Origin of the sequence: Pseudidiomarina atlantica (assembly GCF_000753735.1) — a bacterium.
GTDB classification, from domain to species: domain Bacteria; phylum Pseudomonadota; class Gammaproteobacteria; order Enterobacterales; family Alteromonadaceae; genus Pseudidiomarina; species Pseudidiomarina atlantica.
On sequence record NZ_JPIN01000004.1, the window covers coordinates 36,786 to 52,979 of the forward strand.

Annotated in this window: 12 protein-coding genes; 8 read left to right on the top strand and 4 right to left on the bottom strand. The window is 50.1% G+C overall.

Annotated elements, in window-relative coordinates; translation table 11 throughout:
- The first annotated feature begins 38 nt into the window (after positions 1–38).
- Positions 39–2,525, top strand: coding sequence for an ExeM/NucH family extracellular endonuclease (locus tag IDAT_RS04220; protein ID WP_051986579.1), 2,487 nt, complete (start codon positions 39–41; stop codon positions 2,523–2,525).
- Positions 2,526–2,577: 52 nt separating this feature from the next.
- Here the strand turns inward: IDAT_RS04220 and IDAT_RS04225 are convergent, their stop codons facing one another.
- A complete protein-coding gene (locus IDAT_RS04225) occupies positions 2,578–3,147 on the bottom strand; it encodes an SOS response-associated peptidase (RefSeq protein ID WP_034730965.1) in 570 nt (189 codons plus the stop codon).
- A gap of 129 nt (positions 3,148–3,276) precedes the next feature.
- On the opposite strand from IDAT_RS04225, the gene gdhA reads away from it, so the two are divergent.
- The 6 genes from gdhA to IDAT_RS13120 all read left to right on the top strand — a co-directional run bounded on the left by gdhA (position 3,277) and on the right by IDAT_RS13120 (position 10,317).
- Positions 3,277–4,629, top strand: coding sequence for an NADP-specific glutamate dehydrogenase (gdhA, locus tag IDAT_RS04230; protein ID WP_034730968.1), 1,353 nt, complete (start codon positions 3,277–3,279; stop codon positions 4,627–4,629).
- Positions 4,629–5,771, top strand: coding sequence for a sensor histidine kinase (locus IDAT_RS04235; protein ID WP_034730980.1), 1,143 nt, complete (start codon positions 4,629–4,631; stop codon positions 5,769–5,771). The genes gdhA and IDAT_RS04235 overlap by 1 nt, the downstream gene beginning before the upstream one ends.
- The gene (locus IDAT_RS04240) at positions 5,768–6,415 is read left to right on the top strand and encodes a response regulator transcription factor (protein ID WP_034730983.1); all 648 of its coding nucleotides are present in this window, start codon (positions 5,768–5,770) and stop codon (positions 6,413–6,415) included. The genes IDAT_RS04235 and IDAT_RS04240 overlap by 4 nt, the downstream gene beginning before the upstream one ends.
- 75 nt (positions 6,416–6,490) lie before the next feature.
- Positions 6,491–8,647 (top strand): S46 family peptidase, encoded by a 2,157-nt coding sequence (locus tag IDAT_RS04245; protein WP_034730984.1) that lies wholly within the window; start codon positions 6,491–6,493, stop codon positions 8,645–8,647.
- 144 nt (positions 8,648–8,791) lie between these two features.
- Positions 8,792–10,165, top strand: coding sequence for a DUF3300 domain-containing protein (locus IDAT_RS12970; protein ID WP_051986580.1), 1,374 nt, complete (start codon positions 8,792–8,794; stop codon positions 10,163–10,165).
- An 8-nt stretch (positions 10,166–10,173) separates the two neighbouring features.
- Positions 10,174–10,317, top strand: coding sequence for a DUF2256 domain-containing protein (locus IDAT_RS13120; RefSeq protein ID WP_081909752.1), 144 nt, complete (start codon positions 10,174–10,176; stop codon positions 10,315–10,317).
- Here the strand turns inward: IDAT_RS13120 and IDAT_RS04255 are convergent, their stop codons facing one another.
- The 3 genes from IDAT_RS04255 to IDAT_RS04265 form a co-directional block, all read right to left on the bottom strand.
- Positions 10,318–13,206 (bottom strand): insulinase family protein, encoded by a 2,889-nt coding sequence (locus IDAT_RS04255; protein WP_034730987.1) that lies wholly within the window; start codon positions 13,204–13,206, stop codon positions 10,318–10,320.
- A gap of 118 nt (positions 13,207–13,324) precedes the next feature.
- A complete protein-coding gene (locus tag IDAT_RS04260) occupies positions 13,325–14,356 on the bottom strand; it encodes a GGDEF domain-containing protein (protein ID WP_034730990.1) in 1,032 nt (343 codons plus the stop codon).
- A gap of 2 nt (positions 14,357–14,358) precedes the next feature.
- On the bottom strand, positions 14,359–15,378 hold the full coding sequence (locus IDAT_RS04265) for a CNNM domain-containing protein (protein ID WP_034730992.1): 1,020 nt from the start codon (positions 15,376–15,378) through the stop codon (positions 14,359–14,361).
- A 92-nt stretch (positions 15,379–15,470) separates the two neighbouring features.
- Here IDAT_RS04265 and IDAT_RS04270 point away from each other — a divergent pair, with 92 nt between their 5' ends.
- The gene (locus IDAT_RS04270) at positions 15,471–16,166 is read left to right on the top strand and encodes a DNA-3-methyladenine glycosylase I (protein WP_034730994.1); all 696 of its coding nucleotides are present in this window, start codon (positions 15,471–15,473) and stop codon (positions 16,164–16,166) included.
- Positions 16,167–16,194 lie beyond the last annotated feature (28 nt).

A 16,194-nucleotide genomic window follows, 5' to 3' on the forward strand; every position in this document is an offset into this window, starting at 1 on the left:
GCAGTTAACGTGGAATAAACAACTATAAGAGAAGGACTATGAAACGTCATAACCTAGCACTCGCTGTTTCGGCACTATTAGCCAGCAGCGCGGCTCATGCCGATATTATTATTTCTGAGTATATCGAAGGTAGCAGCAACAACAAGGCCATCGAGTTTTACAATGCTGGCACTACCGAGATTAACCTCAGTACTTATGTTCTTGAAGTCTATTCAAATGGCAGCACCACTGCTGGCAACACGGTTGCATTAGAGGGAACTCTCCCAGCAAACGGAATTTATGTAGTTGCACATCCGTCAGCTTCAGATGCGATTCAAGCACTTGCTGACAAAACCGGTAACCTGTTCTACAACGGTAACGATGCGCTGGTACTGAAAAACGGTGATACTGTCATCGATTCAATGGGCCAAGTTGGTGTTGATGAAGCATGGGCGTCTGATGGCGTTGCCATGGCAGAGCAGAGTATCCGCCGTAAAGATTCGGTGCTTTCTGGTGACACCGATCCAAGTGATGCGTATTTCCCAAGCGACACCTTCAATGCTGGTGAACGCGATGATATTAGCAACCTAGGTCAACACTTAGGCTTCGGTAGTGGCGGCGAACCAGAGCCAGAACCAGAGCCAGCACCTGAGTTCGGTGCTTGTGGTGACAGTGCAACATTGATTTCGGCTGTGCAAGGGAGTGGCTTCTCTAGCCCTGTAGTCGGTAACGAAGTTGTTGTTGAAGCCGTTGTTACTGGTGTATTCCTCGATGGCGATCGTCCATTGGATGGCTTTTTCTTGCAAGAAGAAGATGCCGATCAAGATGCCGATGCGAGCACGTCAGAAGGTGTGTTTGTTTACCATCAAGACACAGCAGTTGCCGTGGGTGATGTCGTACGTTTAGCTGGCGCAGTCAGCGAATACTACGATTCAACGCAAATCAGTGGCTTAACTGGGATCACAGTGTGTAGCACTGGTGCCAGTGTAACGCCTGCGAACTTCAGTCTGCCGGTCGCCGAAATGGCAGAATTTGAAGCGGTTGAAGGCATGTTAGTCAGCTTCGAGCATGACGTTGTTGTGACCAATACTGAAACTTTGGGTCGCTACGGTGAGTTCTGGATTGCTGCAGAACGTTTGTTTACCCCGACGCAAGTTGCTGAACCAGCAGCAGGTAGCGGTGTGAATTATGGCCTGAATGCGATGTTAATTGATGACGCGCAAGGTGGCAGTAACCCGGCAGTAGTGCCATTCCCAGCGGGTGGCTTAAGCGCACTCAATCCATTACGTTTGGGTACAGAAATCACGCGCCCAACAGGTGTGATCAATTACTCGTTCAGCGAATACCGTTTGTTACCGACGAGCGACTTGCAGTACGTCGACACTAACCCACGTACCGACTCGCCAGTTTTGGCCGATGAAGGTGATTTGCGTGTTGCTTCATTCAACGTTGGAAACTTCTTCAATGGTGATGGTGCAGGCAATAACATCGACTCGGGTCGTGGCGCAGACAATGCCGCTGAACTTGAGCGTCAACTCGACAAGTTGGTCGCCGCAATTGTGGGCATGAATGCTGACATCATCGGTTTACAAGAGATTGAGAACGATGGTTTCGCAGAAACTAGTGCATTAGCGCAACTGGTCGCCGAAGTAAATGCGGTCGACACTGCCGAATGGGCTTATGTGACCTTTGGCGACGCGCAGTACATTGGTGGTGATGAAATTACTAACGCGTTGATTTATCGCACTGATCGTGTAGCCGAAACCGGTACAGCGGTATTTACTACTGATGAACCGTTCGATTTTGGTAACCGTCCGCCAATCGCGCAGACGTTCCACGATTTGGTCAACGAAGATGAAGTGACTGTTGTGGTGAACCACTTCCGTTCGAAAGGCGGTTGTAGTGACAGCGCAGCGGCTGGCGACCAAGACAACAACGATGGTCAAGGCTGTTGGAATGCAACACGTGTACAAGCGGCTGAAACGCTGATGGCGTGGATTGCTGGTGACCCAACCGGTCGCGACGTCGAAGACGTGTTGATTATCGGTGACTTGAACGCTTACGGTATGGAAGACCCAATTCAAGCATTGGTAGCTGGTGGCTACGCTGACCTGCAGATGGACGTGTTAGGTGCGCAGAACCACACTTATGTGTTCGATGGTCTATCGGGTTCACTGGATCACGCACTTGCATCGGCAAGCTTGAGTGAGAAGGTTGTGGCGGTTGCAAACTGGCACATCAACTCAGATGAGCCGGAAGTCCTCGACTACAACACTGAGTACAAAGACGAAACGCAACAAGCGGCACTTTACAGTGTAGACCCGTTCCGTAGTTCAGATCACGACCCAGTGGTCGTCGCGATTGCGACGGTGCAAGGTGATACTGGCGATAACGACGGCGGCGATCCTGATGTCGACGATGGCGGCTCTGCGCCTCCAACGGAAGAAGAAGCACCGAACTTGGATCACGCAACAACAAGTAGCTCGTTCCCAGTATGGTTTGCATTTGGAGCCTTAGTATTAGCCTTGTTCCGACGTCGCGCGTAACAACTGATCAGGCTTAATTGAAAAGCGCTAGCAACTATTGCTAGCGCTTTTTTTATGCGCGTTCAACTGCGATAGCGTCGTCCTCGACATGACGTGCAACTGCATCAAGTTGCGCTGGGGTCGAGTTAAACCAATAGTCGATGTGCTGGCTTGGAATAATAAGTGGCATGCGATCATGATAAACCGCGCAGGTTGGCGTTGGCGCGGTGGTAAAGGTGACCAATTCAGGTCCCTGCTTGCCTTTGAAAACAATACCTGCCATCAACAAAGGCTGCTGGTTGCGCGCGCTAAACAGATATTTTTGTTTGCGTTCATTTTCGAGACGCCATTCATACCAACCGCTCACCGGTATCAAACAGCGCGACTCCGCATATGCCCGTTTAAAAGTGGTTTTTTGCGCCGCAGTCTCAACCTTAGCATTGATCAAAGCATGCTTTGCCCATGTGGGCTGAATCCCCCAATGAGTCGTCACTTGAAGCAAGCCTCTCTGACTCGACATGATGACATCAACGCGTTGCGTGGGACGCAAATCACTGTTGTCTACGGTTTGAAAATCAAGCCCGAGTTGCTCTTGTAGGTATTGCGTAATCGGCGCTGCAATCACATTCATTCGGCCACACATAAAAATCTCCGAAGTTCGACTATTCTTTGGCTATTCCTTGAGCAAAATAGCAAAAAGGACTAGCCATGCGTAGGTCAAATGTGGTCAAAATAGAAAGTAAGGCCGTATCCCTAGCGACAAGGAGGATCCATGACTTATATTCATGACAGTATTGAACAATTACGTAAGAGTAGCCCTGCACAAACTGAGTTTTACCAAGCAGTTGAAGAAATCCTTGAATCGCTAGCACCACTGCTCGAAAAGAACCCAAAATATCGTCAGCACTCGATTATCGAACGTATGTTGGAACCGGAACGGCAACTGATGTTCCGCGTCACTTGGGTTGATGATGATGGCAAAGTACAAGTCAACAAAGGTTATCGTATTGAATTCAATTCGGCCTTAGGTCCCTACAAAGGCGGTCTGCGGTTTCATCCGAGTGTAAACGCAAGCATCGTAAAGTTTCTTGGCTTTGAACAAATTTTTAAGAATGCGCTGACAGGTTTGCCGATTGGCGGTGGCAAGGGCGGTGCCAACTTCGATCCGAAAGGTAAGTCGGACGGCGAAATTATGCGTTTTTGTCAAGCGTTTATGACAGAGCTGTATCGGCATATTGGACCAAACACTGATGTCCCAGCCGGTGATATTGGCGTTGGTACCCGCGAAATCGGTTATATGTTCGGACAGTACAAGCGTATCGTCAATCGCTTCGATGGCGTATTAACCGGTAAAAGTACACTTTGGGGTGGCTCTGCGTTGCGTGTCGAAGCGACGGGTTATGGTTGCGTGTACTTCGCTCAACACATGCTTGAAGACGCTGACGATACGCTCGAAGACAAGAAGTGTTTGGTGTCGGGTTCGGGGAATGTCGCCATTTACACCATGGAAAAACTCTACGAGCTAGGTGCTAAACCCATCGCTTGTTCTGACTCCAGTGGCACCCTGTATCATCAAGCTGGTATTGATCTAGACTTGATAAAAGAGATAAAGCAAGTGCGAAGTGGGCGTTTGCGAGAATATCTAGAAACCCACGATGATGCTGAATACACCGCTAGTGATGACTATCCCGAAGATGGTCAACAAATTTGGCGTTACTCAGCTGATTTGGCATTTCCCTGTGCAACCCAGAATGAGCTGAACGAGCAAGACGCCCAATGCTTATTAGAAAATGGTGTAAAAGCGGTGATTGAAGGCGCCAACATGCCTTGTACCAACAAAGCCATCGATTTGTTGCTTGAACAACAGGTGCTGTTTGGTCCCGCCAAAGCTGCCAATGCCGGTGGCGTTGCAACTAGCCAGCTCGAAATGGCGCAAAACTCAAGCATGACACGCTGGAGTAGAGAAGAGGTGGATGAGAAACTGAAGGACATCATGCAGCGAATTTATCAGGATGCGAAACGCACAGCGGAAGAGTTTGATGCTCCTAAGAACCTTGCATTAGGAGCCAATATTGCGGGGTTCCGTCGGGTTGCTGACGCCATGATAGCGCAAGGCGTGGTGTAATGCGTGAGGATGCCGGAGCAGTCAGTATCGAACGTTGGGCAGGCCTCATTACGTGGGGTCTGCTCAGCGTTATCGTGTTGTGGCTGTACGCCGATGACTTGCCCAAGGGTTTAACTGACCCGCGTTGGTCGCTCACGCTCGCACTCCTGTTGGGCTTTATTGTGTTGTTTGCCTTGGCAACTCGAGATCGCGCCTTTCAGCGCGAGCCGCAGACCCGAACGCTTCTGGTATGTCTGCAGCTCGTCTTCATTTATCCGTTGTACTGGCTAACCCCCTATAATTTCTTGGCAATTCTGTTGACCATGTGGAGCGCGCAGTTACCTATTTTCATGACGGTGCGTAAGGCCGCACTGGTCGCCCTTGCGGCCTCGGCGGTCTTTGGGGTGATCTATCAGTGGCGCTGGCAGATGGACGATGCTTGGTTGTCCGCTCTGTTATTTTGGGCGTTTCATCTATTCGCGATTACTATGACTGCCAGCCAATTGCGTGAACAACGGAGTCGCGAGCGCGAACAACAGCTCAACCGCGAACTCCGTGCCACGCAAGCGCTGCTTAGCGAAGCGAGTCGGCAACAAGAGCGAACTCGGATCGCGCGTAATATCCATGATTTACTGGGTCACCACTTGACCGCTTTGAGTATTCATTTGCAGGTGGCGGAGCGCAAGTCTACAGCCGAAGCGCAGCAAATGGTGCGCGAAAGTCAGCGTATTGCCAAACTGTTACTCGCAGACGTGCGTGAAGCCGTGGCCGAGTTGCGCGATAACGAACAACTCGACATTCGCCAAGCACTCAATGCACTCACAGGTACTATCGATGGTCGCGTTATAAGGTTGCAGATGGATAGCACGGTACAGGTGACTGATGTTGAGATTGCCGATGCCATTGTGAAAGCCGCCCAAGAGGGAATCACCAACTTCCTACGCCATTCTCGTGGGAATGCAATGACCATCGCTGTGATGACCCAAGCTGATCGTGGCTTGCTGTTGGAATTGCGCGACAATGGGAGCGTTGGGCCCGAGCTGCGCCAAGGAAATGGTCTGCAGGGCATGCATGAGCGCTTCGCTGCGGTTGGTGGTGAATGCCACATTGATACCCGTGAAGGTTTGTGCATTCGCTGTTCGATTCCGACGGAGGCGCTATGACCATTCGCGTACTGCTCGTCGATGATCAGATGCTGGTATGCCAAGGCTTACAAAGCTTACTGGCGCTAGCAGAGGGTATCGATGTCGTCGCTACCGCAGCAGACGGGCAGGTTGCCGTAGATTTTCTGCTGGAACAGACAGTTGATGTGGTGCTGATGGATATTCGTATGCCCCGATGCGATGGTTTACAGGCATTAGCATTGCTGCGTGAAAAGCATATCGAAATTCCAGTGTTGATGCTGACCACCTTTGATGATCATCACAGCATCATGACGGCAATTCGGGCGGGCGCTAAAGGATATTTGTTAAAAGATGTTTCGTTGGAAACTTTGGTGGAAGCTATTCGGTGCTTACACAACGGCGGCACCTGGTTGCAACCAAGTCTGACCGAACGCTTATTGACCGATTTGCAAACGGCACCACCGTCAGTTACCAGTGAACTTGCTGAGCCCTTGTCGGACAAGGAGCTTGAGGTACTGCGATTGATGGCTGCTGGACTTAGCAATCAAGAAATCGCTGAAGCCTTGCACAAATCAACCGGCACCGTGAAGAATCAAGTGTCCACTGTACTTGCCAAGCTTGGCGTGCAAGACCGCACGCGTGCAGTGCTGAAAGCTCTTGAGCTAGGGCTGCTAGTGCGTTGACTTTTTGCCGCGACAAAGCAATGATGAAGCAACCTAGTTAACAGTAATCAAACTATTCTAACAACGAGTCCTAACATGAAAAAATCACTAATCGCGCTGGCCCTATTCAGCTCTATGGCTGCGGCCGACGAAGGCATGTGGATGCCACAACAGCTGCCGGAAATTGCTGACAAACTTAAAGCTGCTGGCTTGCGGCTTGATCCAAGTGAACTGACCCAATTGACAGAATTTCCGATGGGTGCCGTGGTGAGCCTTGGCGGCTGTTCGGCGTCATTTGTGTCACCGCAGGGCCTAGTTGTGACCAATCACCACTGTGTGTACGGCAGCATCGCGTATAACTCTACACCTGAGAATGACTTATTGGCGAACGGCTTTCTTGCCACAAGTCTTGAAGATGAAGTTTCAGCATCGCCAGGTTCGCGCATTTATGTGACCAAGGCCGTTGAGAACGTCACTGACCGAGTGATTGACGATGCGACGGCGCAACTCGAGGGTAAGGCGCGAGTCGATGCTATCGAAAACGCGTACAAAACCATTGTTGCCGAGTGTGAACAAGACGCTGGCCATCGTTGCAGCGTCTCTTCGTTTTACGGTGGTCTGGAATACTACCTCATCAAGCAGCTAGAAATTAAAGACGTGCGTTTGGTGCACGCACCAGCCGAAGGTGTTGGTAAGTTTGGTGGTGATACAGACAACTGGATGTGGCCGCGCCATACCGGTGATTATGCGTTTTATCGCGCGTATGTCAGCCCAGAAGGCGAGTCAGCAGAATTCTCAGAAGAGAACGTACCTTATCAGCCAGATTTTCATTTGAAAATTGCACAAGAGCCGCTCAACGAGGGTGATTTTGTGATGGCAATTGGCTATCCGGGGCGCACTAACCGCCATCGTTTACCAAGCGAAGTAGAGAACACTTTTGAGTGGAGCTATCCGCAATTGGTTGAGCGCTTTCAAGACAACTTAGCTATCATCGCCGAGCAAACTGCTGAAGATAAAGACGCAGAATTGAAGTATGCAAGTCGTGTCGCAGGGTTGAACAACTACCTGAAGAACCGTCAAGGCATGTTGGATAGTTATGCCAACACCGATTTGCTCGAACGTAAGCAAGCTGAGCACCAAGCGCTTACCGCGTGGGTGAATAGCAGCGATGAAAATCGCGAAGCCTATGCCGCAGATTTAGCCGCGATCGAGCAGCTCTTGGCACAAAGCCAAGCTGAAGACCGTGAAAGTTATTATCGCTCGCTGGCAACACCACGTCTGCTCGGTATGGCACAAGTGCTGTACAAATTGAGCCAAGAGCAAGCGAAGCCTGACGCAGAACGCGAAGTCGGCTATCAAGAACGTGATTTACCGCGTTACCAAGCTTATGTAGCGGGTATGGATCGTAGCTTCGATGCAGAAGTCGAAATGGCGTTGGATTTCTACAATCTGAAGAACTATTTACAAGTTCCAGCCGAGCAACGCGATGCTGAGTTCGATGCGGCATTGGGTTTAGCAGCGCAAATGAGCGATGCCGAGCTGCGTGAATTGATTAACAGCTGGTATGCGAATACCGCTTTGACTGAATTGGATACGCGCAATGAGTTATTAGCAGCAACGCCAAGTCAGTTTGCCGATCATCAAGATGTATTCGTGCAAGCGGCAGTGAAACTCTACCCAGAGCAGCAAGCACAGGAAGATGAAGCGGAAGAGCTGGCTGGGCAAATTCAACAAGCGTACGCGAACTACATGCGTGCAAAAATTGCCTTTATGCGTGAGCAAGGCGAAGCTGTGTATCCAGATGCCAACAGTACGTTGCGCGTGACCTACGGTAACGTTACCGGGCGTGACCACGGCACCTACGATGGTACTGCATGGACCGCATTTACGACACTGCGCGGGATTCAGCAAAAAGCGACGGGTGAAGGTGAGTTCAATGCGCCACAAGCGCAGCTTGATGCTATCGCAGCCAAAGACTATGGCGATTATTACGTTGAAAGCTTAGATTCGGTGCCGGTGAATTACCTTGCAACCCTCGATATTACCGGTGGCAACTCTGGATCCGCAGTATTGAATGGCAACGCTGAGTTAGTTGGTTTAGCGTTCGATGGTACCTTGGATTCGATTATTTCGGATTGGGATTTCAATATCGACAATACGCGCTCGATTCAGGTCGATAGCCGTTTCATGTTGTGGCAAATGGAACATGTAGATGGTGCCGATAATCTGCTGAAAGAGCTAGGTATTCAGTAATTGAAGCGCAATTTCAAACGAAACACCGCCAGCAGGCGGTGTTTTCTTTTCTGCATCTTTACATTAATTGGGTCACGAAATAGCCGCCGCTACCGTCTATACTTGTACAGGTAGTCAAACTACCCGCCAAACGGAGGCTTGATAATGAAATCTAAACGCAAGGCAAAATTGCCTCTGCTGCAGCTAAGTGTTATTGGCTTAGCTTTAGCAAGCTCAGTTGGCTGTACAGCGATGAATACTGCACATGCCGAACCTGACCGTCATCGCACCAGTGCAGCTTATGGCACTTATGAACAAGCCGAGCTTGATAGCTTGCTTGCACCTATTGCGCTCTATCCAGACAGCTTACTGTCACATATTCTGATTGCCGCAACTTACCCCTTGGAAGTTGTACAAGCTGAACGTTGGCTGAGCAAACGTGAGCACTTATCGCCCGAGCAAGCATTGGCAGCTGCGGATGAAGAAGCTTGGGATCCGAGTGTCAAGGCTCTAGTTGCAACCCCCGACGTAGTGCGTCGCATGAGTGAAGACCTTGAATGGACGCAAGCGGTTGGTGAAGCCTTTATCGCGCAGCAAGAAGATGTTTTGGCTAGTATTCAGTTACTCCGAGACCGAGCGTATGTGGCCGGTAACTTGCGCGGTGATGATGACATCAAAGTGGTGCGCGAGCCGCAGCAAATTCGCATTGAAACGGTGCGCACTGAATATGTCTATGTACCCGTATACGATGCCCGCTATGTCTACGGACCTTGGTGGCATCACAGTATGCCGGTGTATTGGTCACGTCCCGGTTTAACGGTCAGTATTGGCTCCGGCATTCGTTGGTCATTTTCGTATCACGTACCAAGCTGGTATTTCTTTAGTGATTTTTATTGGCCGAGCCGCCATGTCGTGGTGCATCATCACCATTATTATGAGCGTGATCGTCGTGATCGGTGGGACCGTCGCTATCGGCCGCATCCACGCGATGGTGAACGCTGGCGCCATGATCCGCGGCACCGTCGCAATGTTGATTACCGCCACCCAGACTTGGTACGCAATCCGCCGCGCTATAGTGACCCCGATGATCGCGTGGTCGGTGCACCAGTTGAGCGTGAGCGCCCACCGCAAGTGGAAATTCGCCGTCGCCTACTAGAAGCTGAAGCGCAACCGATTATGCGCCGTAGCGAGACGCCAACCCGCAAATACGCGGGTGAGGTTGAGCAGAAGCCCATCCGTGGTGATGTGCGTCAGCAGCCAGTCTATGAACGCGAGCGCAAAGAGCCGGTGATGCGCCAACAGCCTGTCCGCGCCAAACCGGAACCACGCGTGGTGCGCCAACAGCCGCGATTTGAGCGCAAAGAGCCGGTAATGCGTCAGCAGCCAGCACCAGTGGTACGTCAGCCAGCGCCAGTAGCACGTCAGCCAGTGCAAATGAAGCAACAGCAGCCAGTGATGCGGCAACAGCCGGCACGGCCGGTGAAGCAACCTGTTGCACAACCGAGTAAAAAGGCGCGTGACGCGAGCAGTATCGATTAAGAGTAGGTATGGCACATCGTAAACCGAATTTACCGAGTAAAATCTGTCCGGTGTGTCAGCGACCTTTTAGTTGGCGAAAAAAATGGGAGCGCGATTGGGAACAGGTAAAATACTGTTCCCAACGCTGCTCCCGACACAGGAAGGAGAGTTAATTACTGCTTTTTCATCGCTTGATGAAAATCGCTTAGGCTTTCTACCAGTGTTTGTTCTGCAAAGTCAGCGAAAGGCTGATCGACAAACTTAGTACCGCGCATTTGCACGCTCACACGCGGCGCTTCATCATTACGAAGTGTATCCCAGTAGAACTGTTTCACATCTTCCAGCGTTACATTCTCAACTGCCGTGATGAGCTGTTGGCGGCTATCGTAGTCGTAATTTTCACGATACCAATCGGAGATGATTGGCCCCAACTCGTCTTGCAAGTTCTTCGGTGGCTCTTTTAGCGTTACGAGTGTGCTGGTTTTCAGCTGTTCAAACTCTTCTTGGCTAAGCTCATTGAGCTCGGCTTCATATTCGACTTTAAACGCATCGAAACGCTCCTGCATATCCGCAACACCTTTAACCGGGGTTTGGATGTAGAGCACGAAAGCGGTGTACTCTTCGAGCTTACTGCTGCTTGCACCGACGGCGTAGGCAAGCTGTTCCTCAGTGCGCAAGCGGTCAAACGCAATGGTGCTGAGGTGCTCTTGCAAGATAGTGCCGGCTGCTTGCGTCGCAAAGCCTGGCGTCAGGTTGACGTGTGCATCGACCAGACCGACGTCAGCAACGTCAATATCTTGCTGCACTACGATACGCTGGCCAGCTTCAGGTAACCAAGCACCTGCACGAACATACTCAGTGACGTCGCGGTCACTCGGCAGCGCCTGCGTGATTTCTTCCGCAACGGTCGTTAGCGTGGCTTGATCGTAGTTACCGAAGGCAAAGACACGGACATGATTACTGCCTAAAAATTCAGGAATAAAGGCCGTCAAGTCGTCTGCGCTGAGCCCTTGGGCGGTCGCAATCAGATTCTCGATATCGTAGTTACCTTCGCGCAACAGGCGATTGTAGGCACCGAATGCTTGGTAGAACGGGAACTGCTTACCCTGGTTGCGCAAACCACGCACCATGCGGTCGACTGCTTGTGCAAAGGCTTGTGGTTCAACGGTAATGGCTAAGCCATCGAGCGCTTGCTCAAGTAACTGCGGCTGTTTATCGGTGAAACCGCCAACGCGCAATGACAATCCTGTACCCGATGACAAACGCATTTGCATACCGGCGATCCCGGCTTCAGTTGCTAATGCGCTATTTTGCAGGGTATAGAGATCACGCCACAAACCTAACAACACGTCCGCTTCGACCGACTGCAATGGTGCTGCACTGTTCATGCTGATTTCGAGTACGCCGCGTGGTTGGTCAGCAAACTCTTGTGACGGGTAGTGCCAAATGGTTAACGCATCGTTTTCGACCACAACTTCTGGCATGGTACGTGAAGCGTCGGCAACGATATCAAAGTTCTCTGGCAACATGCGGTTAACTGCAGGTAAGTTCATCGCCAGTGGTAAATCGTTATTCCAGCTCGCTTGCTCTTCGGCGCTAATGTCGACGACTTGATACTTGCCATCATAGTAATAGAGCTCGCTATCGCTCGGCTCTTGCTTACTTACATACCAGACGCGTAAGCGTTCTGGGGTGAGCTGCTCAAGCACGGCATTAATGGCCTCAGCATCGAAGCGTTCGTAGTGATACGGAGCGGCAATGGCCATAGTGGCTGGCACATTCTGCATCGCTTCGGCTAAGTTGGACACGTAACCAAATTCATCAGACTTCTGTAAGAAGCGGAATTGATTATCCAAACTGGTTTTAATTTCGTTGTAATACTTTTCGTCAACGCCTTGCTGCTTTATCAGATCAATGTATTGCATTAACGCGGCGGTAATCATTTCGCGTTGCTGCATGCCCGCATCGGTCAAGTTGACTTCAATTTGCAAGGTACCGTAGTTACCGTAATAAGTTGGGCTGGCTGAAGCATTGAGGCTGGAAATAAGACCCAAATTCTTCAACTCATAGGCAGGTGCGCCTGGCATTTCTGAGCCAATGAGGTAGGTGATGAATTCATTTGGTTTGACCGCGAACTGGTCGCTGTTGTCATCGATAATGAATTCCAGACGTAACTGTTTAACGTCTTGGTTCGGCACATAGTGAATACGCTTACCGCCAACCTCGGCAAAATCGATAGCCGTGGTCACCGCAGGTTCTGCGATTTCTTTGTTTTCGATAGAGCTAAAGTGTTTGATCGCCAGCTGCTCGAGTTCAGCTAAAGACTGATTACCAATCAGCGCGACCTTCATAATATTGGCCGAGTAATAACGCTCGTAGAAAGCGACGGTTTCTGCATGTAATTCGCTGCCTTCTTTGTCGCCCAGTGATTCGAGATTACCAATCAAGAAACGATTCGCAGGGTGTTCGCCAAGCAGGTTGCGTGCCAATTTGAATTGACCGAAGAAGTCCATTTCGCGGCGCATTGACCATTCTGCGTTAACTGCATTCTTCTCTTTATCGGTGTACTCGGGATACAACATCGGTGCTTTGAAAAAGTCCGAAAAGCGCGCTAGGGCTTCATCGACCGCGTTGTTATTCACGCTAAACATATAATTGGTAATGTCCAACCAAGTGTATGCATTTTGCGATCCGCCATTGGCTGACATAAAGGTCGAATAACCTTTGGTATCAGGATAGTTTTCGGTACCCAAGAACAACATGTGTTCGAGGTAGTGCGCCATTCCTTGTTGCGTCATCGGGTCTTGTAACAAACCGACGCCAACACTTAACGATGCTGCTGACTTTTCTGTGGTTGGATCCGAAATCAGCATCACTTCAAGTTCGTTCGGTAACACAATCGTTTTGTAACTGCGGTCATCATTGGGGGACTTGATAACAGCAGTCGCGTCGGCGGCTTTAGCGGGCTGTTCAACAGCGGTCGTTGGCGCTTCAGTGGTGGCAGTACCACAACCGCTGAGCAATGCGAGACTAATCGCACTACTGAGTAAGAGTTTCTTCATGTCTGTTCCCTAATTTTGCAAAGGTATTAAACGGTTTTAAGTACTTGGCAGTTTAGAGCGAAGAGGACCAGAAGTGGATGATTTATGCGTAATTCCCAGAACTGCTTTGTAACAAAATTTATGCAGTTGCTAGTTCAACGCGATTGCGACCGTTTTCCTTGGCGCAATAAAGCGCGCGGTCGGCTTGAATCAGTGCCTGTTCGATGGATTTATTCGGGTTGTAGTCAGCGACACCAAAACTCATGGTCAGCGTGAGATTTTGAAAGTGTTTGGTTGCAGCGATGCCTTTACGTAATTGTTCGCAATAATCGCGTGCCTCTGTGAGGGTGAAATTCGGGAGGATTAATAAGAACTCTTCACCGCCCCAACGGCCAATCAATGCGCGCTCTCGAGTGAATTCACGCAATTGGCGTGCGGCGTTTTGTAAGATCTTATCCCCTTGAATATGACCAAATTGATCGTTGATTTCTTTGAAGTGGTCGATGTCGATGATAACGATACAGGCTCGTTTTAAGGCACCGCTTTGCATGCGTACCTGCAGATCGCTAAGCAGCGTGTCAAGGTGGCTGCGGTTATAAAGGGAGGTGAGTTTGTCGGTAATCGATTGCAGTTTAAGCTCGCGGTAAGCGGTTTCGCGTGAGCCTTCGTAAAAGCGGTAAATAAACCATAGAGCGACGCAAACTTCGAGCACATTGAGCACGGCGCCAAGCCCTAGAGTTTCGGGTTGGGGGCGGTCAATTTGCTGCGCGATAAAATAGACAGTGTAGGCAAACAACAGCGCACTGAGTAACGCACCCATGCGACGACCCAACAGGAAAAACACAATCGGCGGTACAATCATCACCCATAACACCGAGTAGTTCTGCCCTTCAGCGATATTGATAAACATCACTACATTAAAAATGACAGCTAAACAAGCCAACCAGGACGTTCTATTGAGCTTCGCCTCGTCGTTGAAATACAGCAACAGCAGAGCTGCGGCAGCAAAGCTGATGAAGTTAAAGCTAGCTATTAAATAGGCATTAAAAACGAAAACATTGAGCGCACCAATCAGCAATGAAAATACCAGCATGATGCGGAGCACCGCACGAAGCAGGGTGCTCTGATGACGGACTGAATGTTCTGATTGCAAGGATGCGCTATGCTGCATAATTAAGCGTCTTCAGTTTTTATCCTTTTGCCCCAGCGCTGTTTCGCATAGCGGCGCAGGCTCGGAATGGTATCGGTTTCATCCATAATAGGCTGACCAAGAATAGTTTCGATAATATCCTCAAGAGTAATCAACCCCATCCAAGTGCCATGTTCGTCGAACACCACTGCCATGTGCTGACGGGTTTCCAGAAAGCGCGTAAGTAGGCTTTCAAGGTCAATACTGGGGCTGACGACTTCAACTTCACGCAGCAAATTGCTGACTTTTTCGTGGCGATGGGATTCTAAAGCTTCATTGCGCAAGATAAGGCCGTGCGGCACTTCGTCTTGATCGATCACCGGAAAGCGCGAATAAGGCATCGATTTGACCTGTTCCAGAAACTCAGCAACGGTACTATCTGGGTGTACCGCTTCACACACCATACGTGGTGTCATTGCTTTGCTCACTTTAATCGCGTGCAGATCCAAAATGTTGCTAATCACCCGCTTTTCGTCATCATCGATGGCATCTTGTTCGTGACCGACAATGGCTAATGCTTTGATTTCTGAGCGTATGTCGATATCGTGTGCATTTCCACCGATGCGTTTAGTGATTTGGTCAGATAACCAGATAAATGGTTTTAAGGAGATGATCATAAAATTCAGCAGCGGTGGTAACACCGGTGCCAAAGAACGCCAAAATTTTGCGCCGATAGTTTTTGGAATGATTTCAGAAAGCACGAGTATGAGCACGGTCATTACTGCTGACGTAATCGCTAGGTAGCCGTCACCAAATACCACGCCGACTTGCGCGCCAACCCCAGCAGCACCCGCGGTGTGCGCAATCGTATTAAGTGTGAGAATCGCAGCAAGTGGTCGATCAATAGTATCTTTGAGCTTCTGTAATTGCTGATGTAACTTGGGGCGGTCGGATTTCAACTGCGCGATATAACTTGGCGTAATCGATAACAGTGCCGCTTCAAGTATCGAGCACAGAAAGGACACGCCTACGGCAATTACAGCAAAAACGATGAGTAATAGCATTGCAACTCGCTAATAGAAAAAGACCGTGCAAAAATAGCATAAAAGACTGGTATGCCGCTAGTTTTCGTCATGCCAAACTCGGGGGCTAGAGCATGAAATTTAGTTACTTTTACGACCGCGCCGTAGCACGCAAAGGTGAAAAGGGAGTGCAGGAACGACTGCCAAAGTTGGCTCCCGTAGGCTGGCTTGAGCAGCAATCAGATGCCTTTTTTCTAGCTGAAATCACCCGTGGCATTTTTCGTGCGGGCTTTGTTTGGCGCATCATTGACGCGAAATGGCCGGGCTTTGAAGAGGCGTTTAGCGGCTTCGTACCGCTGTACTGGCAGCAAGTGCCGCCCGAGCGACTTGAGCAGCTTGCCGATGATCAGCGCATAGTGCGTAATTGGCAAAAAATAGAAACAGTACCGGTCAATGCCCGCATGATTGTCGAAGCGAGCGAGAGCCACGGTAGTTTTGGTAAGTTTTTGGCGCAATGGCCGAGTGCCGACCAATTCGGTCTATTGCAGCACTTCAAGGAACATGGTGCGCGGCTTGCTGGCGCAACACCGCAATTTTTCCTGCGTCGCATTGGCTGGGACGGCTTTATTTTATCCAGCGATGTCGTGACCGCATTACGTAATCATCGGTTGCTGGAGGCCTCGCCAACGAGTAAAAAAGGTTTGCAGCAAGCGCAACACTGGTTCAATCAATGGCATGACGAAACCGGTCTGCCCTATAGCCATCTGTCGCGTATCGTTTCCCTCACCATTGACGCGCGTGCCGCTGAGCGCCCCACGAAAAAAGTCTAAGTAAAATTTGACAGTTTAGATTACATGT

What these genes read in the sequence shown, in the direction of transcription:
- IDAT_RS04270 (WP_034730994.1), top strand. Translation starts at nt 15,471, where the DNA reads ATGAAATTTAGTTACTTTTACGACCGCGCCGTAGCACGCAAAGGTGAA.
- IDAT_RS04265 (WP_034730992.1), bottom strand. Translation starts at nt 15,378, where the DNA reads ATGCTATTACTCATCGTTTTTGCTGTAATTGCCGTAGGCGTGTCCTTT.
- IDAT_RS12970 (WP_051986580.1), top strand. Translation starts at nt 8,792, where the DNA reads ATGAAATCTAAACGCAAGGCAAAATTGCCTCTGCTGCAGCTAAGTGTT.
- IDAT_RS04245 (WP_034730984.1), top strand. Translation starts at nt 6,491, where the DNA reads ATGAAAAAATCACTAATCGCGCTGGCCCTATTCAGCTCTATGGCTGCG.
- gdhA (WP_034730968.1), top strand. Translation starts at nt 3,277, where the DNA reads ATGACTTATATTCATGACAGTATTGAACAATTACGTAAGAGTAGCCCT.
- IDAT_RS04235 (WP_034730980.1), top strand. Translation starts at nt 4,629, where the DNA reads ATGCGTGAGGATGCCGGAGCAGTCAGTATCGAACGTTGGGCAGGCCTC.
- IDAT_RS04225 (WP_034730965.1), bottom strand. Translation starts at nt 3,147, where the DNA reads ATGTGTGGCCGAATGAATGTGATTGCAGCGCCGATTACGCAATACCTA.
- IDAT_RS04260 (WP_034730990.1), bottom strand. Translation starts at nt 14,356, where the DNA reads ATGCAGCATAGCGCATCCTTGCAATCAGAACATTCAGTCCGTCATCAG.
- IDAT_RS13120 (WP_081909752.1), top strand. Translation starts at nt 10,174, where the DNA reads ATGGCACATCGTAAACCGAATTTACCGAGTAAAATCTGTCCGGTGTGT.
- IDAT_RS04255 (WP_034730987.1), bottom strand. Translation starts at nt 13,206, where the DNA reads ATGAAGAAACTCTTACTCAGTAGTGCGATTAGTCTCGCATTGCTCAGC.
- IDAT_RS04240 (WP_034730983.1), top strand. Translation starts at nt 5,768, where the DNA reads ATGACCATTCGCGTACTGCTCGTCGATGATCAGATGCTGGTATGCCAA.
- IDAT_RS04220 (WP_051986579.1), top strand. Translation starts at nt 39, where the DNA reads ATGAAACGTCATAACCTAGCACTCGCTGTTTCGGCACTATTAGCCAGC.